We start from the raw sequence: 19,374 nt of genomic DNA, 5'->3' as shown, positions 1-19,374 counted from the left end.
GGGTCGGGGAGGGTGTAGCGCTCGAGCCAGCCGGCCTCGTCCAGGTCGGACACGACGAAGGCGTCGCGCCGGTCGGCGCGTACGGCGAGGTCCAGCAGGACGGTGCGGCCGCTTTCCCCCTGCGGGAACGATGTGCCCAGTAGGCGGCCGGCCGCGTCGAGGGAGGTCGCCACGATGACCGGCGGCGGGGGCAGCTCCGTCGCGCGGGCGCCGGTCTCGATGACGACGCCGAGGTCGCGGGCGTGGGCGGCGAGCCGGGCGATGAGGCCGTTCCAGCCCCCGGTCAGATACCTGGCGGGCGGGCTCGGCGCGAACACCCGCAGCAGCCGCTCCCAGACGAAGGCGGCCGACAACCGGCCCGGGTCCGCGTCGAAGGTCGCCACGCCCATCAGGTTCGCGGTGACCGTCGCGGCCTCCTCCCCGTGCCGGCCGCGGACCCAGGTGGCGAAGTCGGCGTCGACCGGCGCGTGCAGGCGGCGGTGCGCCAGCACCCGCAGCAGGGCGAGCGGCGGTACGCGGCGCAGCCGGCCGTCCCTGCGGAAGCGGAAGCCGGCCAGGGCATTCAGGGGAACGTTCGCGTACGGGCCGATCAGGTCCCGGTCGGCGAGCCATCGCCACCAGGGTCCGTCGCTGTAGAGCACATGCGGACCGTCATGGGCGACGTACGGTCCCGTGGTGGCGCGGGCGCGGCCGCCGAGCGCGGCGTGGGCCTCCAGGAGGTGGACCCGCGCTCCTGCTTCGGCACATGTGATGGCGGCGACGAGACCGGCGAAGCCGCCACCGACGACATTGATCGTTACCATGACCAGGTGACGAAACAGGCCGGGATCGTGTGACATGGAGGACTTGGAGCAGCACCGCCGCTACCTGTTCGCCGTCGCCTACCGGCTGCTGGGCAGTGCGGCCGAGGCTGAGGACGCCGTCCAGGAGGCCTTGCTCCGGCTGCACACGTCGGCGCCCGCCGACCTCGAGCACCCCCGGGCCTGGCTGACGACGGTGACGTCGCGGATCTGCCTGGACATGCTCGGCTCGGCCCGCGCACGCCGGGAGACCTACGTGGGCACCTGGCTGCCCGAGCCGATCGCCGCCGTCGATGACACCGACCTCGGCGACGCCAGCGCGCTGCGGGAGTCCGTACGCACCGCCGTCCTGCTGGTTCTCGAGACGCTCAGCCCCGCCGAGCGGGTGGCGTTCGTGCTGCACGACGTGTTCGGCATGGAGTTCGATCAGGTCGCCGCCGTGGTACGGCGCACACCCAGCGCGTGCCGGCAGCTGGCGTCGCGAGCGCGGCGCCGGGTCCGGGACCAGGCACCGCAGCGGGCGCACGTCTCCGCCGCGGAGCATCAACGGGTCGCCGCCGCGTTCCTGAAGGCCAGTGCGGACGGGGACGTCGCCGCCCTGGTCTCGCTGCTCGACCCGCGGGTCGTGCTCCGCTCCGACGGCGGCGGGGAGGTTCGCGCCGCGCGTTTCCCGGTACATGGGCCGCAGCAGGTCGTGGCGCTGCTGTCCGGGCTCGGCCGCCGGTACGCGGGGGTGCGGTCCGTACCGGTGGCGCTCGCCAGTGGCGAGGGAATCGTCCTGGTGCTGGACGGCGACGTGATCGGCGTGGCCGGCGTCGAGATCGACGCCGGCCGGATCACCGAGCTGAACCTCGTCGTCAACCCGAAGAAGCTCCGGCGCTTCGCCCAAGGCTCGTGAGCCAGAGCTCGCCGCCGGACGGCGCGGCCAGGTCGGCGAGCACGGCGGCGTGGTCGGAGGGCCACGCGCCCTCGACGGGCCGATCACCAGCGCGGCGTACGGAGCGGACGTGGCCGAGGCCGCCGGGGCCCGGCGGGCCGACGTGAATGTAGTCGATGCGTCCGGCCGGCTCGTAGGTTCGCGCGGTGTAGGGGTTGGCGGGGTCCCAGGTGGCCGACGGCTCGGCGGGGTCGGCGTACTCCCAGGCGTCCAGCAGGACCTGGCCGGGGACGACAGGGGCGGTTCTGTACCCGCCCAGCAGCCGCATCTCGTCGGAGTCCGGCAGGGCGTTGTAGTCGCCGGTGACCACGGCGGGGAAGGCGGTGCGGTCCTGGTGGGCGGCGACGAACCGGGCCAACGCGGTCACCTGGGCGCACCGGACCGCGGACTCGTACGGGGCGGAGTTGAGGTGGGTGGTGAAGAAGGCGACCGGGTGTCCGGGAGCGTCCACGAGGGTGTACAAGGCCTGGTGGCCGTCGTCGCGGCCGCCCGTTGTGGGGAGCCGCAGCGTGGCGCGGTCGATGATCGGCCACCGGCTGAGGACGGCGTCGCCGACGCCGGCCGTCGAGCCGCCGAGGCGTTCGCGCCAGCGGCCGGGCCGGTCGGAGGCCGCCCACGTCCAGTGCATGCCCAGCCGGTCGGCGAGCCATCCCGCCAGGTTCTCGTCGTCGTCGGCCCAGACTTCCTGCAGGCCGATCAGGTCGCAGCCGAGTACTTCCAACGTGGCCGCGATCGCCTCCCGGCGGGCCTGCCAGGGGCCGAACCGCCACCACACGTTCCAGGTCAGTACCCGCATCACTCGCCACTCTCGGGAAGGTCACCGTGGCCGTGGGCGAGCAGCCGGTCGGCGGCCCACCGGCCGTTGAACGCCGCCGAGTCCGTCCACGGGAAGCCGAGATTGTCGCCGGCCAGCACGACCGCGTCCGCGCGGGTCACCCCGGAGCGGTACGCGGTCACCGCCCGTACGTGCCCGGCCGGTACCGACGGCATCGCCTGCTCCCACCGGACGACACGGGTGCCGGTGACCCGGCCGGTGAGCCCTGGCACCAGGGGTGACAGGGCGGCGACCGCGGCGGTGCACACCGTGGGGTCATCGGCAGACCACAAAGGGCCCGCGGCCGACGGCCGGAGCATCACCGTGAGCACGTCACCGCCGCAGGCGCCGGAGTCCGCCCGGGACAGCACCGCGACCGCGGCCAGCGCGGTCGCCTCGCCGGGGCCGGCGAGGACGCCGTAGGCGCCGCCGAGTTCGTCAGGGGCGAGCGGTTCGCGCAGGGCCAGCCCGACCAGCAGTCCGGGGCTGTAGGGCACCGCGAGCACGGACCGTTCGCGAGGGGTCGGGTCGGCCAGGATCGCCGCGGCGGGGCGTGCCGGGGTGGCCAGGACGACGGCGGCCGCGCGCAGCCGTCCCCGGCTGGTGTGCAGGACGGCGCCGGCACCGTCGTCGCGCGCGACCCGTTCCACCCGCACGCCGTACTCGACGTCCAGGCCGGCCGCCAGGGCCGAGGTCAGCCGGCCCAAGCCACCGCGCACGGTCACGGCGCGGGCGCGGCGGGCGGTGAAGGTCCGCCACCCCGCCGGTCGACGATCCACGCGTGCGTAAGGCGCCGCGAACCGCCGGCAGCAGGTCCCGCACTCGCAGCACACCGCCGCGGACCAGGGAGGCGGGCCGGTCGGTGTCGAATCTCCGCAGCCGGCCGTCGATGAGGATCGCCGTCCGCCCGGACACCGGGACCACCTGGTCGGCGAGACCGGACGCCGACAGCAGCTCGGGGACGACGGTGTAACCGGTCGACAGGAACTGCGCGCCACGCTCCATCGGCCCCGCGTCCAGGTCCAGCGTGGACATCCGGCCACCCGGCCGCCGCCCGGCCTCGAGAACGGTCACCTCGACCCCGGCTCCGGCCAGCCGGTGCGCGGCCGTCAACCCGGCGATGCCCGCACCCACCACGACCACCCGCCCGGCATCACCGGCCACCAGCGCACACCTCCCGAGACGACATCGGCACCCGCCGACGTATCCCGGTCCTGCACCTCGTTCGCACGCTTAAAGCATTACATAGTAACTACTTACTAACAAGCGTCCTAGGGGACGGATGCGCGGCACAGCCGGACGAGCTCGGGGACCAGGTGCCTGAGCATCTCCTCGTCCTTCGGGTCCGCGGGCGCGTATTCGGTGATTCCCAAGCCGACGATCTCGTGCCGGGCGGCCAGGGCGGCGATCTCCTCGGTCAGCGCCTCCGCGGACAGTCCGTTGGGCTCCGGGTAGCCCACCGACGTGATCCCGTCCAGGACGTCGAGATCTACGTGGATGTAGAGGACCGCGTTCTCGTCGATGGTGGACAGGCCGCCGATGCCGGTCCGCCGGATGTAGTCGGCCTCCGCGGGATCCAGGGAACGCGTTCCGGCCAGGGCTATCTGATCCGGGCGCAGCGCGGGCGAGGGCACCAGGCCGGACGGGCCCTCACCCAGCAGCGTGCGGAGGATCATGCCGTGGAAGGCGCCCGACGGGGACGTGGCGGGCGTGTTCATGTCGCCGTGGGCGTCGAACCATACGAGGTTCAGGCGGTCGCCGTACCGGCGCAGTGCGGCCGCGACCGGCTCCAGGTCGACGCCGCAGTCCCCGCCCACCGTGACGATGAAGCCGTCCTGAGGGAGCGCCCGCCGGACCCTCTCAGCCGTCTCGGCAAGGGTGCCGCCGGTGTCGACGCGTACGTGTTGGGCGCCGGGCACCATGGCGGCCAGCCGGGAGGCGCCTTCGACCAGCTTCGGCGCTGTGGGCGACAGCGACCCCTGCCACTGGGGGACCTCTACGACAGTCAGCATCCTGCCCTCCTTCGATTGGCTGGACGCCAGTCTCGCGTGGTGCAATTGTCAATGTCCACTTAGTGTTCCTGCGATGATCTATAAGGACTCCTTGATGTTGGATCCCGTCCGGCTGCGCCTGCTGCGCGAGTTCGCCGAGCACGGCACGATGACCGCCGTGGGTGAGGTGTGCGGCATGACCTCGTCCGCCGTCTCGCAGCAGCTCGCCACCCTGGAACGGGAGGCAAACGTGCCGTTGTTCGAGCGCGCCGGGCGCCGGGTGCGCCTGACCGCCGAAGGGCGGCGCCTCGTCCGGCACGCGCACATCGTCCTGAACGCGCTGGACGCCGCCGAAGAAGACCTCCGCTCGGCCTCGACCCCGAGAGGGCCCGTCCGGGTGGCCTGTTTCGCCACGGCCGCGGTCCACCGCCTGCTGCCCGCGATCGCCGCCGCCAGAAGCCGGCACCCGTACCTGCACGTGGTCGTCTACGAGCTCGAACCCCGCGAGGCGGTCGAGGCGCTCCGCGACGGTGGTTGCGACCTCGGGATCACGTTCACCTACAACCTGATCCCCGAGAATCCTCCGCCCGGGGTCTCCCGGCGGCTTCTGGGCGTCGAGCCCATCCTGATCGCTCTGCCCGCGGACCATCCGGCCGCGGCCGGCGCGGTGGACCTGCGCTCGCTGCGTGAGGAGCCATGGATAGCAGGCTCCCGGGGCACCAACGACCACGAGATGCTCCACCGTGCCTGCGCCCTGGCAGGTTTCCACCCGAGGGTCATCCACACGGCCGACGACTACGCGCTCGTCCTCCGCATGGTCCGCGAAGGGCTGGGCGCAGGACTGGTCCCCGAACTGGTCGCCACGGTCGTCGGCGTCCCCGACGGCGTGGTGCTCCAGCCGATCTCCACAGTCGAGATCACACGGACCACCCACGCCCTGGTCCGCACCGCGACACCGGCCGTCACCGCCATGCTGGAGCTGCTCGGCGCCCGGCCATGAGCACACGACAACTCAGTCCTGGCCCACGGATGTACGTGGTGTCGAACCGCGTCAGCCGGGTCACCTCACCCGCCACGCACACCTCGGCCTCGCCCTCCAGCACCGTGACGTGCTCGTCGCAGTTGTGCGAGTGCATGGGCGCCCCGGTGCCCGACGGGCGAGGTGCCGCGGGAGCGGGACGAGGACGCCTGGCAGGCGAGCAAGCGGGCGGACATTGCCGCCGGATCACCTACGTAACGAGCAAGAACCGAACCAAGGTCGCTAGGTTTATGGCGTGCTCACCGCTATGACCGATTCTCCGCAGACGTCCGCCCACACGCGCATGGCCTGGCTCGACGCTCTGCGGGGAGTCGCGGCGGTCGCCGTGCTCGCCGAGCACACGCTGCAAGCCGTCATGCCCACCCTGCGGCCTTACTGGTGCAACCTCGGCATCTATGGCGTGCTGGTGTTCTTCCTGGTGAGCGGCTACATCATTCCGACCTCGATGGAACGGCGAGGCGACCTCCGGGCGTTCTGGATCTCCCGGGCCCTGCGCCTGTACCCGCTGTATGTCGCGGTCATCGGCCTGACCCTCGCGCTGTCCTGGTGGATACCGGTACGCGACGCCGTGCCCCGTGACCTGTCGGCGGTCGCCGCGCACGCGACCATGCTGACCGACGTGGTGGGCGTCGCCACGGTGGTCGATCCCATGTGGACGCTCTCGTACGAGATGGTCTTCTACCTGGTGGCCGCGGCGCTGCAGGCGGGCGGCCTGCATCACCGCGCCGGCGTGGCGGCCCTGGTGTTCGCCGTGGGCGGGCTCTCCGCCGGGCTGCTGTTCTCCGGTCCGCCGCTGACGGGCGGCTGGCTCGTCTGGGTGTCGAGTGCCGGCCTGGCCGCCGGCCTGGCATGTGTCTTCCTGCGGCGGGCGGCCGTGCTCGCGGCGTGCGGGCTGGGTCTCGGCGCGATCCTGTTGTTGTTCCTCAGCAGCCGGGCGCCCTGGCTGGGCGCGGCCATCCTGGCGGTCATGTTCATCGGGACCGCGATCAACCAGTGGGAGCGGGGAACCGGAAGGCTCTGGCCGGTCGTGCCCGCTGCCGCGCTCGTGGCCGTGGCCCCGATGTGGGCCGTGCAGGCCGGGTGGTGGTGGGTGCAGCCGGACGTGTGGATCACCACGCTCGCGATGGCGGCCGTCACGTTCGCCGTGGGCATGGCGCTGAGGAGCAGTCGGGTGCCACGGGGGCTGGTGTGGCTGGGGTTGATCAGCTACTCGCTCTACCTGATGCACGTCCCGTTGCTGAAGATCCTCACCGCGCTGGCCGGCGACCTGCGCGCCGTCCCCCTGCCCGTGCAGGCCCTCACCCTGGCCCTCGTCATGGCCGGCATCCTGGCCGTCAGCGGGCTCACGTACCGGCTGATCGAGGCGCCCGCCCAACGGCTCGGCCGCACGCTGTCCCTGCGCTTCACCCGGATCGGCCAAGGAAACCGCTGATGAGACACGATGTGCGCATTCCCCTGCCGGACGGCAGTGCGCTGGCCGCGACCGTGGCGCTGCCGGAGGGGACCCCGCCGGCGAGCGGATGGCCGGGGGCGGTGGTCGTGCACGAGATCTACGGCGTCGCACCGGACATGCTGGAGGTGGTGGACCTGTTCGCCGAGCATGGATACGCGGCGGTCCTGCCGGATCTGTACAGCCACGGCACCAGGATCGGGTGCCTGGCGCGGGCCATGCAGCAACTCGTGACCGGCAAGCCGGGGCGGCCGACCGCCGACATCGACGCGACCCGGCAGTGGCTCGCCGACCGCGACGACGTCGACGGCGGCCGGCTCGGTGTGATCGGGTTCTGCATGGGCGGTGGATTCGCCCTCGCGTACGCGGCGAGCACGCCCCCTGGAGTACGAGCCGCATCGGTGAATTACGGCGCGGTCCCCGGCGCCCGGGACGAACTCCAGGCCGTGTGTCCGGTCGTGGGCTCGTACGGCGGTCGCGACCAGGGCTTCCGGTCGCACGGCACGCGGCTGCAGGAGCACATGCGGGCGCTCGGCATCGAGCACGACGTCGAGATCTACCCGGCCGCGGGGCATTCCTTCATGACCGACGGCCACCACCCCCTCGCGAAGCTCGCGCTGTTCCCGCTGCGGCACGGCCTCGTCCGGCCGGCGGCGGACGACGCCTGGCAGCGCACGTTCGCCTTCTTCGACGAACACGTCGCCGACCACCGGTAGCGCCCGCGTCGATCAGCTGTCTGCCAGGAAGGCCAGGGCGTCGGGGGCGAAACGTTCGTCGGTGAAGGTGGCGCTGTGGCCGCGGCCCGCATAGACGACGAGCTGGGCGTCGGGGATGCCCTCAACCGTCTGCCGGGCCAGTTCCAGCGGGTAGACGAGATCCTTGCCGCCCTGGATCAGCAGCGTGGCCGCCTTGATGTCGTGCAGCCGCCCGCGCAGGCCGAAGCCGTCCTCGGCGGTGAGCACGGTGACGGCGTCGGCGTAATCCTTCCCGCCGCCGTCCGACAACCACAGCAGGCCCTTGAGCAGTTTCCTGCCGATCGCCGACTCGGTGACGACCTCGGCCAGCGCGGGGCTCGGCCGCCTGCCTTGGCGGGCGCGTTCGATGTAGCCCCGCTGGGCCCGCTTGCCGACCGGCCCCAGGGTGCAGGCCGTGCCCGCCAGGACGAGGCGGTCGACCAGGTCGGGATGGTCGGCGGCGAGTTGGAGGGCGATGGAGCCGCCGGTGGAGATGGCCAGCATGTTCACCGGGCCGTCGAAGGTGGCGGTGATCGCTCGCGCGTGGACGGCCGCGAGCTCGGCCATCGTCGTGGCCGGCGGCAGCCCGGGTGGGCGGTTGACGACGTAGACGGTGAAGTGTTCGGTGAACGGTCGTACCATCCGCATCGTGGACCAGCGGGCCAGGCCCGTCGGGTTGGCCGCCTGCGGGGTGAAGAGCAGGACGACCAGCGGTGGTCCCGCACCGGCCGACAGGTACGGCAGCCCGTTCATCTGAAGTGTGGCGCGGAGAGACCCTGCCCTTGAGGGCCGGAAGGAAGCGCCACCCTCCTTTCGAAAACAATATGGAAAACATTGGTAACAGTCAGTAATATGTGCGGCAGGTGAGGCACGGAGACAGGAGGTGCGCGATGGCGATCCGCCGCTCCGCCACCAAACGGCACGGCCTGCCCTCGGTAGTGCAGCTCCGGCTTGCGCCCACCCTCGCCCAGGCGGATGCCCTGTCCGCGGCAGTGCGGGTGTGCAATGAGGCGGCGAGCTTCGTCTCCCGGTTGGCCTGGCAGCAGCACATCTTCGCCGTGGTGGAGCTGCACCGGCTGGCCTACTACGCGGTGCGCGCGCAGTTCGCCGGGCTGGGTGCGCAGGCGGCGGTGCGGGCGATTGCCCGAGTGTCTGGTGCCTATGCCAACCGGCGCGCCACCAAGAAGCGGGCTCATGTGTTCCGCCCGTACGGTGCGGTCCCCTATGACGCGCGTCTGATGAGTTGGAACCGTGATGCCCGCACCGTGTCGCTGTGGACCCTCTCCGGCCGCGTCACCGTGCCCTACACCGGCCGACCGGAGGATCTCAAGGCCGTGGACACGCTGCCGCTCGGCGAGGCCGACCTGATCTTCCGGCGCGGGGTGTGGCTGCTTCAGGTCACCGTCACCCTGCCCAAACCGGGGGTGCGCGAGCCGGCCAACGGCTTCCTCGGCGTGGACCAAGGGGTGGCCAACCTGGCCGTCACCAACGACGGCGCAGTGCTGCCCGGCCCTGCCCTGCCTGGTCCGATCCACGGCAACGGGCATGTGCGCAGCCTGCGGGAGCGCAGGTATCGGCAGCGCCGCCGCCTGCAGAAGAAGGGCACCTCTTCGGCGCGGCGGGTGCTGCGCCGCCTGTCCGGGCGTGAGCACCGGATGATGACCGACGTCAACCACCAAATCAGCAAACACGTGGTGCGCGAAGCCGAACGCACCGGCCGCGGCGTCGCCTTGGAGGATCTCCAGGGCATCCGCAGCCGGGTAAGGGCTCACCGGCTCCAGCGGCGCACCCTGCACGGCTGGGCCTTCGCCCAGATGATCGAGTTCACCCGCTACAAGGCCGCGCGGGCCGGGGTCGCCTTCCTCCTGGTCGACCCCGCCTACACCTCCCAGGTCTGTCCCGACTGCGGGTGCGTCTCCAGAGCGAACCGGTCGGCGCGAGGCCGGTTCGCCTGCACCGGGTGTGGCCTCGCTGGGCACGCCGACCACATCGCGGCCCGCAACATCGCCGTACGCGGCGTTGCGGGCTGGGCTGCTGTCAACCAGCCGCACGCTACCGGCCTCCCTTCAGCCAGACGGGACCGTGAGAGCAAACCACTGGCCTCAGCCCGTGGTGGTTGACCATGACGTGATCCCTTCTGTCACCGCGTCGATCAGGCGGTCCATCACCGCCGGGTAGATGTCGGCGCCCAAGTGGTCGGCGTGCAGCGGGGTCAGCAGGACCGCGCGCAGCACGCCCAGCAGGACCCGCGGGTCGCCGTCCAGATGGGTGCCGAGGAATCGGAGCAGGTCCGCCATGGGGCCGCCCTCGGCGGCGGCCATGCGCTCGGGGGTGAGCTTGGCGGCGACCGCGGCCATCTCCTGCGGGTGGGACGTCAGCCGCCGGTAGAGCGGGTTGGTGTCGAGCTCGGCGACCGCGGCACGCAGGAAGCGCCGTAGCGCGTCGCGGGTGTCGGCGCCGCGGTTGAGCCCTTCCTCGATCACCCGCCGCCGCACCCGCTCGGTCTGCCGCAGCAAGGCCTCGAAGTACAGGTCCTCCTTGGAGTCGAAGAACGCGTACAGCGAGGACTTGGCGATGCCCGCGGGAGCGGTCAACTCGTCCAGGGACGTCTTGCGCAGGCCCTGGGTCGAGAAGAGGCGGGTGGCGGTGTCGAGCAACTGCTCGGTGATCCGTGCCCGCTCCTCCTCGGAGAACGCCGGCGGCATGCTGTCTCCATATGAACAGATTGGTTTTTTGTTCACAGCCTACCGCCCGAAGGACGTTACCGGCCGGCTCGGTCCAGCCGGGCGAACTGGTCGCCGGTCAGCACGAGTTCCAGCGCGGCGAGGTTCTCCTCCAGGTGCGCCGGAGAGGTCGTTCCTGGGATGGGGACGATGGTCGGCGAGCGGTGCAGCAGCCAGGCCAGCGCCGCCTGCGCCGAGGTCGCGCCGACCTCCCGCGCCACCGCCGCGACCGGGCCGTCCGGCCTCGCGTGGTCACCCATCGCGACCGGGAAGAACGGGATGAACACGATCCCGTTGGCCGCCGCGTAGTCGACGACCGGCTCGTGCTGCCGGGTGACCAGGTTGTACATGTTCTGGACGCTGACGATCGGGACGATCTCGGCGGCCTCGCGGAGCTGCTCCACCGACGCCTCCGACAGGCCGATGTGACGCACCTTGCCCTCGTCCCTCAGGCGCTTGAGCGCCCCGATCTGGTCGGCGAGCGGGACGTCCGGATCGATGCGGTGCAACTGGAGCAGGTCGATGCGGTCGACGCGGAGGCGGCGCAGGCTCAGCTCGGCCTGCTGCCGCAGGTAGGCGGGGTGGCCGAGCGGCACCCACTCGGTGGGGGACGGCCGGACCACGCCGACCTTGGTCGCGACGGCCACGCCGTCGCGGTAGGGGTGCAGCGCCTCGGCGACCAGCTCCTCACCGCCGCCCAGCGTGTACGCGTCGGCGGTGTCGATGAGGTTGACGCCCAAGTCCACTGCCCGGCGGAGCACCGCGATCGCGGCAGCCCGGTCGGCCGGGGGCCGCCAGATGTGCGCCTCGGCCCCGCGGGGCGAGTCCGGGCCGTCCGCCAGTCGCATGGCCCCGTAGCCGATCCGGCGCACCGGAAGATCCCCGCCCAGCAGGATGTTGTCGTGGTTGGTTTCGATCAGGTTCTCGCTCATGGGCAAGACCGTAGAATTTGCCGCCGATGTGAGATTCAAGGGTTTGTGAGGGACGTCACATGAGGATCGGTGATCTGGCACGGGAGACCGGGGTCAGCCCCCGCATGCTGCGTTACTACGAGGAGCAGGAGCTGCTGAGCTCGGAGCGCAGCGCCGGAGGGCACCGCCGGTACGCCGACGACTCGCCCGCCACCGTCCGCAACATCCGGGGGCTGCTCGCGGCGGGGCTGCCCACGCACCTGATCCGCGAGATCCTCCCCTGCGTCGAGGGCCCGAGCCTGGCCGACCTGCACCCGTGCGTCCGCGCCTACCTGGACGAGCAGATGAGCGAGCTGGACTCCCGGATCTCGACGCTCCAGCAGAGCCGCTCCGCACTCGCTTCCCTCATCCGGACGACCGTCGCCTGACCGCTGCGCGCTCCTTCGGTACGTGGGCGATGCGGTGGGGTCGCCGCCCAGCAGCAGGGTCGGCAGCGTGGTGGCGTCCATGACGCGTTCCAGCTCCTCGACCACGGGCAGTTTCAGCCAGGTGTGCTGGCTGGTGGCGCCCAGCCCGGCGGCGATGTGGATGGAGGTGATGGTCGGGTCCGGATCGAGCAGGTTGTGCACCCGGCCGTCCGCCCCGACGAAATGGGCGCCCCGGCGATGCGGCCTGCCACGGGTGTGGTCGTCATGTCGTGTGGATCCCCCCGATCTGGGACCCCTCGATTTCGGAAAGGGCGACGGGCCGGCGCTCGGCCCTGGACAGCTCGCACGCCTCGGCGATGCGGAAGGCCTCGAGCGCGTCGCGTACGGTGCAGGGCGAGGGCTGCTCGCCGCGGGCGACGTCGGCGAAGGCGGCGAGCTCGGCCTGGTACGCCGGCAGGAACCGCTCCATGAACGACCACTTCTGCGGGCCGCGCGGGAAGTCGACGCCCTCCTCCGCCGAGCGCATCGCCAGCGAGTGGTCCAGGCCGACGGCGATCGTGCCCTTCTCGCCGTGGACCTCCATGCGCACGTCATGGCCGCCACCGTTGTAGCGGGTCGACGAGACCAGCACGATCGTGCCGTCGTCCAGGGTCAGCAGGGCGCCGCCGGTGTCGACGTCGCCGGCCTCGGCGAAGAACGCCGCGCCCTTGTTGCCGCCAGTGGCGTAGACGGTGGCCACCTCGCGGCCGCTGACGAAGCGCAGGATGTCGAAGTCGTGCACGTTGCAGTCGCGGAAGATGCCGCCGGAGGTCGGGATGTAGGACGCGTGCGGCGGAGCCTGGTCGTGGGTGCCGGCCCGGATGGTGTGCACGAACCCGAGCTCGCCCGAGGCGACCGCGGCCTGCGCGCGCCGGTATCCGGCGTCGAAGCGGCGCTGGAAGCCGACGTGCACCGGCACGCCGGTCGCGGCGACGAGCTCGGCCAGCTCGATCGTCTCTTTCAGGGTCGCGGCCACGGGCTTCTCGCAGAAGGCCGGCACTCCGGCGGCGAGGGCCAGGCGCAGCAGCGGCGCGTGCCCCGGCGTGGCGGTGGCGATCACGAAGCCGTCGACCCCGGAGGCCAGCAGCGCCTCGGCGTCCGGGGCCACCTGGAGGCCGAGCCCGGCTGCGACGCGCTCCGCGGCTCCGGTATCGGCGTCGGTCACGACCAATTCGTCGACGTAGTCGAGAGCGGCCAGAGTCTTGGCGTGGAAAGCGCCGATCCTTCCCACGCCGGCGAGCCCGATGCGCATGCGCGTCCTGTCCATTCACGTCGTTGGGTCGTCACTCGCCGTAGCCTGGCGCTGGTCAGGTCATCGGCGATGTGCTGAAGCATGCATGGTCAGCAATGATCGAGTCAAGAATTTGTCCTGACATCATTGCGTAACGTCATATACATGAACAGAGAACACTCGTCTGTCCTGGCCGCGACGGGACGCCATGCGGACGATGGCCTCGCCGGCATCAGGAGAGGCTGACACGCTCGCGCCGCCCGGTCTCTCGGCCGAGCGGGGCGAGCCCCGCGAGGTTGATCAGGGCGCTGAGCGTCAGGAGATCCTTGCTGGCGACCACGACGCCGACGCCGAGCGCCACGAGCGCAGGGCTCCACCAGCCGATCCGCCCGGCGACGGCCTGCATGACGACGAGGACGACCAGGCCGACGTAGAAGAACGCCGGCACGACGGTGTAGACGGCGGGCATCACGCCCGGGACCTCCTGGACCCGGTCGAAGAGCGTGCCCATCTCCGCCCGGTCCGCCGCGAGAAACCCGACGACCACGTCGATGCCGAACTGCACGGCCCCCGCCGCGACACCGATGAGCGCGAACACGGCGACCCCGGCGGCGGCCCGCCGGTGCGTCGACCGGCGGGCGAGTTCGAGGATGAGCGGCACGAACAGGGCCAAGGCGGCGAGGAAGGCGAGGTGCCCCGCCGTCCACGCGAGGCCGGGCCCGTAGGTGCCGTCGAGCCCGTCGAGGATGTGGACGAGGCCGTAGACCAGGACGAGGAACGGAGCGAGGACGAATGACTTCGCAGTGAGGTTCATAGTGAACAGGGTCGGCTCCTGGGCAGGGGCGTGTGATCACCGGCGGGGGCGATCCTGCCTCTCCTTCCGGCGAGGGAGAGGCGTACCGCGATCTCCCCCGCGCTGGCGATGTGCTCGGGCGAGCGGGTGTGGTTTCTTATCATGCATGGCGCTTTTGGACCGGCTCCGTGCGCTGCCGCCTGCCCTGGTCGATGTTCTGCTGACCGTCGCGGTGCTCGCCGCGCAGCTCGCGCCGTTCACGTCGGCCGACCCGGAGTGGCCGATCGCGCTCCTGCTGCCCGTGCTCGCGGCCACGCTGCCGGTCCTGCTGCGGCGCCGGTTCCCGTTCACGGTGATGTTCGTCGTCATGGCCGCGATCCCCTTCTACGACATCGTGGGGAACGGGCCGAACCAGCCGATCTGGTATGGCTGGCTGGTCGCCGTCTACACCGTCGCCTACCAGTCGCCCTCCTCACATCGGCTGGTGACCATCGTCGTCACGGCGGTGGGGACACTGATGCAATCGGTGTCTGTGGACACGTACGTGCGAGGGCTGGCGACGTGGGTGGCGGCCTACGCCCTGGGCCGGGTGGCGGCCCTGACCAAGCAGCAGTCGCTCGCGCTCCGGGAGCGGGCGATGCGGCTCGAAAGGGAGCGGGAACTGGCCGCCGAGCGCGCGGCCCAGCACGAGCGTGCGAGGATCGCCAGGGACATGCACGACATCCTCGCCCACGCGGTCAGCCTGATGGTGGTCCAGGCGGAGTCCGGTCCGCTCGCCGTACGCACCCGGCCGGAGCGCGCGGAGGCGGCGTTCGACGCGATCGCCGCCAGCGGCAGAGACGCCATGGGGCAGTTGCGCAGGATGCTCGGCCTGCTCAAGGAGCCGGAGGGGTCACGTGACCCGCAGCCCACGCTGGACCGCATCCCCGAGCTGGTCGGCCGGGTCGCCCAGGCGACGCTCACCGAGACGGGCACACCGCTCCCGCTGTCGCACGACGTCGAGGTCGCCGCCTACCGCATCATCCAGGAGTCGCTCACCAACGTCGTCAAGCACGCCGGCGCGGGAGCGGCGGAGGTTCGCCTCGTTTGGGAGCAGGACGCGCTGCGGGTCACCGTGACGGACGACGGCCGCGGCCCGCGCCAGGGCCAGGTGGGCGGCCAAGGCCTGATCGGCATCAGGGAACGGGCCACGGCGTGCGGCGGGGACGCCTCGTTCGGGCTCGCCCCTTCGGGCCGGGGCTTCCAGGTCTCGGTACGGCTCCCGCGCGGGCACGCGGAGGTGGCCGGATGACGATCAACGTGGTGGTGGCCGACGATCAGGAGCTGGTCCGCAGCGGATTCGCGCTGATCCTGGACACGCAGCAGGACATCTCCGTGGTCGCCGAAGCGGGCGACGGCCTGGCGGCGATCGAGGCCGTGCGCGCGTACCGGCCCCAGGTGTTGCTCCTCGACATCCGCATGCCGCGCATGGACGGCATCGAGGCCGCCCGGGTGGTGTGCGCGGAGACGGACACGCGCGTGCTGATGCTGACCACCTTCGACCAGGACGACTACGTCTACGATGCGCTCCACGCCGGGGCCAGCGGTTTCCTGCTCAAGGACGTGCGCAGGGACGACCTGGTGCACGCCGTCCGGGTGGTGGCCGCCGGGGAGTCGCTGCTCGCGCCGACCGTGACCCGCCGGCTGATCGACGACATGGTCTCCAAGCGGCCCAGGAAGCCTGTGACCGGGCTCGGCCTGCTCACCGCCAGGGAGCGGGAGACGCTCATGCTGCTCGGTCGCGGCCTGTCGAACGCGGAGATCGCCGCGGCGTTCGTCGTCAGCGAGCACACGGTGAAGACGCACGTCAGCAACGTGTTCGCGAAGCTCGCGGTCCGGGACCGGGTGCAGGCGGTCATCGCCGCATACGAGTCAGGCCTGATCCAGCCGGGCGGCTGACCGCGTCGTGCCACGCCTGGCCCCCGGCCGGTACACAGCCGGGAGCCAGAGCTGGAGCGGAGAATCTCAGGAGACGGTCAGATAGAACGCCGCATCGGCCCGATATCCGTGGGATGTCTGACTATGAACGGCGATGGTGCGGAACTGGTCGTCGGTGCGGAAATGGCCGCCGTGGTGGTGGTCGTGGCACGTCCGGGATCCGAGCTGCACGGACAGCGAGCGCGGGTGCTCGTACCAGCCCTCGGGCGTGGCGTGGATCGCCACCGCACCGTGCAGGTCGACGCTTTTGTCCACGAGGACGCAGTAGGTTCCGCGGTGCGGGCGCCAGACGTCGACGACGTTCTTGCTCCGCGCTACCGACCCGTCGGCCTCCACCATGGCCGAAGCCTGGGCGTACGGGGTGTCCGCGCGGGCGACGGCCGGCGTCAGGAGGGCGGTGGCGGCGAGCGCGAGTGCGGAGATACGCCGGATGCTCTTCATGTCGGGATATTCCTTCGGTCCTGGTCAGGCGATGGCGAGGTCGAAGCCGCCGTCGGCGAGACGTCCGGTGCTGGTGTTGTAGACGTTGATGCTGATGGTGTTGTCGTGGTGGCAGGTCGCCGACTTGCTGCGGTAGACGATGTGGGGCAGTCGCAGCGCCTGGCGGGGGGTGATCTGGATGAGTGCTTCGGACGTGTCCACCTTGGAAGCGACCTCGACGCAGTACCGGCCGACGCCGGCCCGCCACGATCTGAGGACGTTTTTGCCGCTGCCCAGCTTGCCGTTGGCGTCGACGATCGCCCCGGCTCGCGCGTACGGGGCCGTGAGGTCGGCGTGCGCGGCTGGGCCGACGGTCATGACGAGACCGGTGGCGGCCAGCGCGAGGCCGCCCGCGAATATGCCACGGAGCATGAAAGTTCCCTCTCGATTACACACGGATCGGAGTCATTACAGAAAGTAAGTTCATGGAGGCCTTCATGCCGCGAGCCACCCCGCGTCGAACGGCCAAAGATTCTTGGCCGGTCGTATCCGAACCAGTGGCCTTTGCCGGGCGTCGTGACCGCCTCTTTCACAGCTGATCGGCCCGCCACGCCGCGATCTTGGCAGTAGGAACGCGCTTTACCCCAGACGCGTGAGGCCGCCCGGCGACAACCTCACCATCTCGGTATATATGCCGACAAATGTTGACCTCTGCGCTTTCCTGATCCTTAATCGAGGAGAGTGTGCCGCTTTCAACGGGGGAAGCGGCCGTTCATGCCATGGGGGAAATATGACCAGGAGTCTTGCCGGCATGCTCTTAGCGGCCACGGTCGCGACGGGGGTCCTCGTCGGGACGCCGACGGCCGCCTCTGCCTCTGAAGCCAGCACGACATCGCGTCCGCATCTGCTCGACTACAAGATCTATTTCGGTAAGTGCGAGGACACCTGCCGCATCAAGGTGCGGATCAAGAACGTCTCTCGCAAGAGGCTCTACGACGTCAGCCTGAACGCCCGGCTCTGGGTCAACGGCAAGAAGGTCGGAGCCTGCTACGACTACGTCGGCAGCATCCGTCCCAAGGGGGTCCGCTGGGCCGGCTGCACCGTACGGTCGGCGAAACTCGCGCAGTTGTGGACCCGCTACCTCGACGGCGAGATCGACTTCAACACCAGGACCAAGACCAACGTCCACTACGAGTGGTACTCGTGAGCTGAGGCGGCCAGGGGCTGATCCTCCTCACCCCTTGGCTGCACCCCCGCTCATCCGATGTATGGTCGGCCAAGCTGTCCGTGAGCCATTGACAGTCCGGACTTTCTATGGGATCACCATCAAAAGATCCCATCTTTGAGACCCGACAAGCGTGCTCACGGACAGTAGGAGCCCCATGCGTCAGGACCTTGCCAAGCTGAGCCGCCGAACGCTCTTCGGCGGCGCGGCCGCCGCCCTCGCCGCGCCCGCGTTCACCAGCCGAGCCGCGGCGGAGAGCGTGACCACCCGGCCCCCGGACGCGTCCGCCGCCCTGTTGGATCAGTGGGTGCTCGCGCCCGGATCCCACCCGCAGCTCCCCGACATCTCCCGCGCGGGTTACCGCTTGGGAGCGCGCCTGCCGCGGCCGAACGTGGTGACCCGGGTGACCGACCACGGCGCCCGCCCGGACGGGACGACGGACTGCGCCCCCGCGTTCAACGCGGCGCTGCGCGCGGCCGGCGAACGGGGCGGCGGCGTGGTGCTGGTGCCCCGCGGCACCTACCTGCTGGCCTCGCCGGTCTTCGTGCACTGGTCCAACGTGGTCCTGCGCGGCGCCGGGCGCGAGGCCACCGTGCTGCACTTCAGCCGGACACTGGACGACGGCTACCGGCCGGCCCGGCAGTCCAACGGGAACAGCCGCTGGTCGTGGACCGGCGGGCAGGTCTGGTTCATGGCGGCCGAGCGGCGGGCCCGGTCGGAGGCCGAGGACTTCGCCGGCACCGAGGGCTGGCTGCTGGGCGACACCCTCGCGGAGGTGGGCGCGGCCTCCCGCGGCCAGCGTACGCTCATGGTCTCCGACACCAGCGGGCTGCGCGTCGGCGACATGGTGATGCTCGAGAGCGACAACCCGCCGGACGCGAGCCTGCTGACGCATCTGGCCGGGGAGATCCCCGGCGCCCGATCGTACGACTGGCCGCGCCGGGCGCCGCAGCTCGTCACGGGCTCCGGCGGCCAGTACATCCAGTACGCCTCCCTCCAATGGCCCGTCCGCGTCGAGGCGATACTCGGCGATCGGCTGGTCGTCCTGGCCCAGCCACTCAAGTACGACCTGCGCCCCGGCTGGCCGGCACGGTTGCGCGCGCTCGGCCCGACCGTCCACGACAGCGGCGTCGAGCAGCTGACCATCCGCAACGAGCCGGTCGCGATGACCGCGCACAACAAACATCCCGGCTCGAACGGGGTGTGCTTCCAGGCCGTGCACGACTGCTGGGCGAGCGACGTCCGCGTGGAGAACTGCGACCTGGGCTTCGGCTTCACCTACGCCAAGTCGACCACCCTGTCCAGGGTCGTGGTGGGCGGCCGGTCGGCGCACCACAGCTTCGCCTGCCGGATGCAGTCGCACGACAACCTCGTCGACGAGTTCGAGATCGAGGCGTTCACCGTGCCGGTGCCGTCCGGCGCCGTGCATCACGGTCTCAACGTGGAAGGCCTGTCGTCGGGCAATGTGTGGCGGCGCGGCCGGATGGCCGAGGGCACCTTCGACACCCACCGGGCGCTGCCGTTCGAGAACGCCCGGACCGACATCACCATGGTGAACAACGGCCGCGTCGGCGGCTCGGCCGCGTCAGGCCCGCTGTTCGGGGCCCGGATCGTGCACTGGAACGTCCGCGTCACCGGCGGCAGCGCGTACGCCGTGACGATCGCCGACGTCGCCCCCCGGAGCGCGACCGTGGGCGTCCAGGGCACCAACGGCACCGCCAGCGAGCTGCCGCCGGATTTCGCCGGCGACCTGGAGAGCCTCCTCGTCCAGCAGGGCTCCCCGCCCCGTGTGACCGACCTGTACGCCGCCCAGCGCGACCGCCGGGATTGACCCGTCAGAAGAAGTTCGGCCTGGCCCAGCA

General features: G+C 71.1%; 22 protein-coding genes and 2 pseudogenes. 10 read left to right on the top strand and 14 right to left on the bottom strand.

Features of this window, described 5'->3' with window-relative positions:
• A partial coding sequence (locus tag ETD86_RS11335) for an NAD(P)-binding protein (protein WP_138666081.1) occupies positions 1-803 on the bottom strand: 803 nt, incomplete at its 3' end.
• A gap of 34 nt (positions 804-837) precedes the next feature.
• Here ETD86_RS11335 and sigJ point away from each other — a divergent pair.
• Complete coding sequence (sigJ, locus tag ETD86_RS11330) at positions 838-1,698, top strand: RNA polymerase sigma factor SigJ (RefSeq protein WP_138666080.1); 861 nt, start codon at positions 838-840, stop codon at positions 1,696-1,698.
• Here sigJ and ETD86_RS11325 read toward each other — a convergent pair.
• The 4 genes and pseudogenes from ETD86_RS11325 to ETD86_RS11310 form a co-directional block, all read right to left on the bottom strand.
• Positions 1,658-2,533: an endonuclease/exonuclease/phosphatase family protein gene (locus ETD86_RS11325; RefSeq protein ID WP_138666079.1), complete on the bottom strand. Its 876-nt coding sequence runs from the start codon at positions 2,531-2,533 to the stop codon at positions 1,658-1,660. The genes sigJ and ETD86_RS11325 overlap by 41 nt on opposite strands.
• Entirely contained in the window at positions 2,533-3,330 is a 798-nt protein-coding gene (locus tag ETD86_RS11320) for an FAD-dependent oxidoreductase (protein WP_211369977.1), read from the bottom strand. The genes ETD86_RS11325 and ETD86_RS11320 overlap by 1 nt, the downstream gene beginning before the upstream one ends.
• Positions 3,331-3,415: 85 nt before the next feature.
• Positions 3,416-3,685 (bottom strand): annotated as a pseudogene (locus tag ETD86_RS60020) (FAD-dependent oxidoreductase); the annotation flags it as partial.
• Between the two features lie 137 nt (positions 3,686-3,822).
• Complete coding sequence (locus ETD86_RS11310; protein WP_211369976.1) at positions 3,823-4,563, bottom strand: arginase family protein; 741 nt, start codon at positions 4,561-4,563, stop codon at positions 3,823-3,825.
• Between the two features lie 94 nt (positions 4,564-4,657).
• On the opposite strand from ETD86_RS11310, the gene ETD86_RS11305 reads away from it, so the two are divergent.
• The gene (locus ETD86_RS11305; RefSeq protein ID WP_170223006.1) at positions 4,658-5,542 is read left to right on the top strand and encodes a LysR family transcriptional regulator; all 885 of its coding nucleotides are present in this window, start codon (positions 4,658-4,660) and stop codon (positions 5,540-5,542) included.
• On the opposite strand, the gene ETD86_RS60015 is transcribed toward ETD86_RS11305, so the two are convergent.
• Positions 5,505-5,771, bottom strand: a complete 267-nt coding sequence (locus ETD86_RS60015; RefSeq protein WP_425465622.1) for a cupin domain-containing protein — start codon at positions 5,769-5,771, stop codon at positions 5,505-5,507. The genes ETD86_RS11305 and ETD86_RS60015 overlap by 38 nt on opposite strands.
• A 57-nt stretch (positions 5,772-5,828) precedes the next feature.
• Here ETD86_RS60015 and ETD86_RS11295 point away from each other — a divergent pair, with 57 nt between their 5' ends.
• Together ETD86_RS11295 and ETD86_RS11290 are read left to right on the top strand one after the other, a co-directional pair.
• Positions 5,829-7,013 carry an acyltransferase family protein gene (locus ETD86_RS11295; RefSeq protein WP_138666074.1) on the top strand — a complete coding sequence of 395 codons (1,185 nt, stop codon included), beginning with the start codon at positions 5,829-5,831 and terminating at the stop codon, positions 7,011-7,013.
• Positions 7,013-7,747 (top strand): dienelactone hydrolase family protein, encoded by a 735-nt coding sequence (locus ETD86_RS11290; RefSeq protein WP_138666073.1) that lies wholly within the window; start codon positions 7,013-7,015, stop codon positions 7,745-7,747. The genes ETD86_RS11295 and ETD86_RS11290 overlap by 1 nt, the downstream gene beginning before the upstream one ends.
• Before the next feature lie 12 nt (positions 7,748-7,759).
• Here the strand turns inward: ETD86_RS11290 and ETD86_RS11285 are convergent, their stop codons facing one another.
• Positions 7,760-8,518 (bottom strand): alpha/beta fold hydrolase, encoded by a 759-nt coding sequence (locus ETD86_RS11285; protein ID WP_138666072.1) that lies wholly within the window; start codon positions 8,516-8,518, stop codon positions 7,760-7,762.
• Positions 8,519-8,655: 137 nt separating this feature from the next.
• Here ETD86_RS11285 and ETD86_RS11280 point away from each other — a divergent pair, with 137 nt between their 5' ends.
• Positions 8,656-9,885, top strand: a complete 1,230-nt coding sequence (locus ETD86_RS11280) for an RNA-guided endonuclease InsQ/TnpB family protein (protein ID WP_246147849.1) — start codon at positions 8,656-8,658, stop codon at positions 9,883-9,885.
• On the opposite strand, the gene ETD86_RS11275 is transcribed toward ETD86_RS11280, so the two are convergent.
• Positions 9,868-10,470, bottom strand: coding sequence for a TetR/AcrR family transcriptional regulator (locus tag ETD86_RS11275; RefSeq protein ID WP_138666071.1), 603 nt, complete (start codon positions 10,468-10,470; stop codon positions 9,868-9,870). The two genes, ETD86_RS11280 and ETD86_RS11275, sit on opposite strands and share 18 nt — an antisense overlap.
• 56 nt (positions 10,471-10,526) lie before the next feature.
• A complete protein-coding gene (locus tag ETD86_RS11270; protein WP_138666070.1) occupies positions 10,527-11,420 on the bottom strand; it encodes an aldo/keto reductase in 894 nt (297 codons plus the stop codon).
• Positions 11,421-11,479: 59 nt separating this feature from the next.
• Here ETD86_RS11270 and ETD86_RS11265 point away from each other — a divergent pair, with 59 nt between their 5' ends.
• Positions 11,480-11,827: a MerR family transcriptional regulator gene (locus ETD86_RS11265; RefSeq protein WP_138666069.1), complete on the top strand. Its 348-nt coding sequence runs from the start codon at positions 11,480-11,482 to the stop codon at positions 11,825-11,827.
• Between the two features lie 30 nt (positions 11,828-11,857).
• Here ETD86_RS11265 and ETD86_RS60010 read toward each other — a convergent pair.
• The 3 genes and pseudogenes from ETD86_RS60010 to ETD86_RS11250 form a co-directional block, all read right to left on the bottom strand.
• Positions 11,858-12,028, bottom strand: a pseudogene (locus ETD86_RS60010) (Cgl0159 family (beta/alpha)8-fold protein); the annotation flags it as partial.
• 61 nt (positions 12,029-12,089) lie between these two features.
• Positions 12,090-13,118, bottom strand: a complete 1,029-nt coding sequence (locus tag ETD86_RS11255; protein WP_138666068.1) for a Gfo/Idh/MocA family protein — start codon at positions 13,116-13,118, stop codon at positions 12,090-12,092.
• 211 nt (positions 13,119-13,329) lie between these two features.
• A complete protein-coding gene (locus tag ETD86_RS11250; protein ID WP_138666067.1) occupies positions 13,330-13,911 on the bottom strand; it encodes a hypothetical protein in 582 nt (193 codons plus the stop codon).
• Positions 13,912-14,056: 145 nt separating this feature from the next.
• Here ETD86_RS11250 and ETD86_RS11245 point away from each other — a divergent pair, with 145 nt between their 5' ends.
• Entirely contained in the window at positions 14,057-15,181 is a 1,125-nt protein-coding gene (locus ETD86_RS11245) for a sensor histidine kinase (protein ID WP_138666066.1), read from the top strand.
• Entirely contained in the window at positions 15,178-15,828 is a 651-nt protein-coding gene (locus ETD86_RS11240; RefSeq protein ID WP_138666065.1) for a response regulator transcription factor, read from the top strand. Before ETD86_RS11245 ends, ETD86_RS11240 begins: the two co-directional genes overlap by 4 nt.
• Positions 15,829-15,894: 66 nt before the next feature.
• Here the strand turns inward: ETD86_RS11240 and ETD86_RS11235 are convergent, their stop codons facing one another.
• Both ETD86_RS11235 and ETD86_RS11230 read right to left on the bottom strand, forming a co-directional pair.
• Positions 15,895-16,308, bottom strand: a complete 414-nt coding sequence (locus ETD86_RS11235; RefSeq protein ID WP_138666064.1) for a hypothetical protein — start codon at positions 16,306-16,308, stop codon at positions 15,895-15,897.
• Positions 16,309-16,332: 24 nt separating this feature from the next.
• The gene (locus ETD86_RS11230; RefSeq protein ID WP_138666063.1) at positions 16,333-16,719 is read right to left on the bottom strand and encodes a hypothetical protein; all 387 of its coding nucleotides are present in this window, start codon (positions 16,717-16,719) and stop codon (positions 16,333-16,335) included.
• Between the two features lie 358 nt (positions 16,720-17,077).
• Here ETD86_RS11230 and ETD86_RS11225 point away from each other — a divergent pair, with 358 nt between their 5' ends.
• Positions 17,078-17,494, top strand: coding sequence for a hypothetical protein (locus ETD86_RS11225; RefSeq protein WP_138666062.1), 417 nt, complete (start codon positions 17,078-17,080; stop codon positions 17,492-17,494).
• A 175-nt stretch (positions 17,495-17,669) separates the two neighbouring features.
• Positions 17,670-19,343, top strand: coding sequence for a glycosyl hydrolase family 28-related protein (locus ETD86_RS11220; protein ID WP_138666061.1), 1,674 nt, complete (start codon positions 17,670-17,672; stop codon positions 19,341-19,343).
• Positions 19,344-19,374 lie beyond the last annotated feature (31 nt).

This window comes from Nonomuraea turkmeniaca, from assembly GCF_005889735.1.
Classification (GTDB): Bacteria; Actinomycetota; Actinomycetes; order Streptosporangiales; family Streptosporangiaceae; genus Nonomuraea; species Nonomuraea turkmeniaca.
Note: the sequence above shows the minus strand (reverse complement) of the source record. Positions and strands in the feature narration are given on the sequence as shown.

Bases quoted from the DNA above. Each gene is read 5' to 3' on its own strand.
- sigJ (WP_138666080.1), top strand. From the start codon at position 838: ATGGAGGACTTGGAGCAGCACCGCCGCTACCTGTTCGCCGTCGCCTAC.
- ETD86_RS11325 (WP_138666079.1), bottom strand. From the start codon at position 2,533: ATGCGGGTACTGACCTGGAACGTGTGGTGGCGGTTCGGCCCCTGGCAG.
- ETD86_RS11310 (WP_211369976.1), bottom strand. From the start codon at position 4,563: ATGCTGACTGTCGTAGAGGTCCCCCAGTGGCAGGGGTCGCTGTCGCCC.
- ETD86_RS11305 (WP_170223006.1), top strand. From the start codon at position 4,658: ATGTTGGATCCCGTCCGGCTGCGCCTGCTGCGCGAGTTCGCCGAGCAC.
- ETD86_RS11295 (WP_138666074.1), top strand. From the start codon at position 5,829: ATGACCGATTCTCCGCAGACGTCCGCCCACACGCGCATGGCCTGGCTC.
- ETD86_RS11290 (WP_138666073.1), top strand. From the start codon at position 7,013: ATGAGACACGATGTGCGCATTCCCCTGCCGGACGGCAGTGCGCTGGCC.
- ETD86_RS11285 (WP_138666072.1), bottom strand. From the start codon at position 8,518: ATGAACGGGCTGCCGTACCTGTCGGCCGGTGCGGGACCACCGCTGGTC.
- ETD86_RS11280 (WP_246147849.1), top strand. From the start codon at position 8,656: ATGGCGATCCGCCGCTCCGCCACCAAACGGCACGGCCTGCCCTCGGTA.
- ETD86_RS11275 (WP_138666071.1), bottom strand. From the start codon at position 10,470: ATGCCGCCGGCGTTCTCCGAGGAGGAGCGGGCACGGATCACCGAGCAG.
- ETD86_RS11270 (WP_138666070.1), bottom strand. From the start codon at position 11,420: ATGAGCGAGAACCTGATCGAAACCAACCACGACAACATCCTGCTGGGC.
- ETD86_RS11265 (WP_138666069.1), top strand. From the start codon at position 11,480: ATGAGGATCGGTGATCTGGCACGGGAGACCGGGGTCAGCCCCCGCATG.
- ETD86_RS11255 (WP_138666068.1), bottom strand. From the start codon at position 13,118: ATGCGCATCGGGCTCGCCGGCGTGGGAAGGATCGGCGCTTTCCACGCC.
- ETD86_RS11250 (WP_138666067.1), bottom strand. From the start codon at position 13,911: ATGAACCTCACTGCGAAGTCATTCGTCCTCGCTCCGTTCCTCGTCCTG.
- ETD86_RS11245 (WP_138666066.1), top strand. From the start codon at position 14,057: ATGGCGCTTTTGGACCGGCTCCGTGCGCTGCCGCCTGCCCTGGTCGAT.
- ETD86_RS11240 (WP_138666065.1), top strand. From the start codon at position 15,178: ATGACGATCAACGTGGTGGTGGCCGACGATCAGGAGCTGGTCCGCAGC.
- ETD86_RS11235 (WP_138666064.1), bottom strand. From the start codon at position 16,308: ATGAAGAGCATCCGGCGTATCTCCGCACTCGCGCTCGCCGCCACCGCC.
- ETD86_RS11230 (WP_138666063.1), bottom strand. From the start codon at position 16,719: ATGCTCCGTGGCATATTCGCGGGCGGCCTCGCGCTGGCCGCCACCGGT.
- ETD86_RS11225 (WP_138666062.1), top strand. From the start codon at position 17,078: ATGACCAGGAGTCTTGCCGGCATGCTCTTAGCGGCCACGGTCGCGACG.
- ETD86_RS11220 (WP_138666061.1), top strand. From the start codon at position 17,670: ATGCGTCAGGACCTTGCCAAGCTGAGCCGCCGAACGCTCTTCGGCGGC.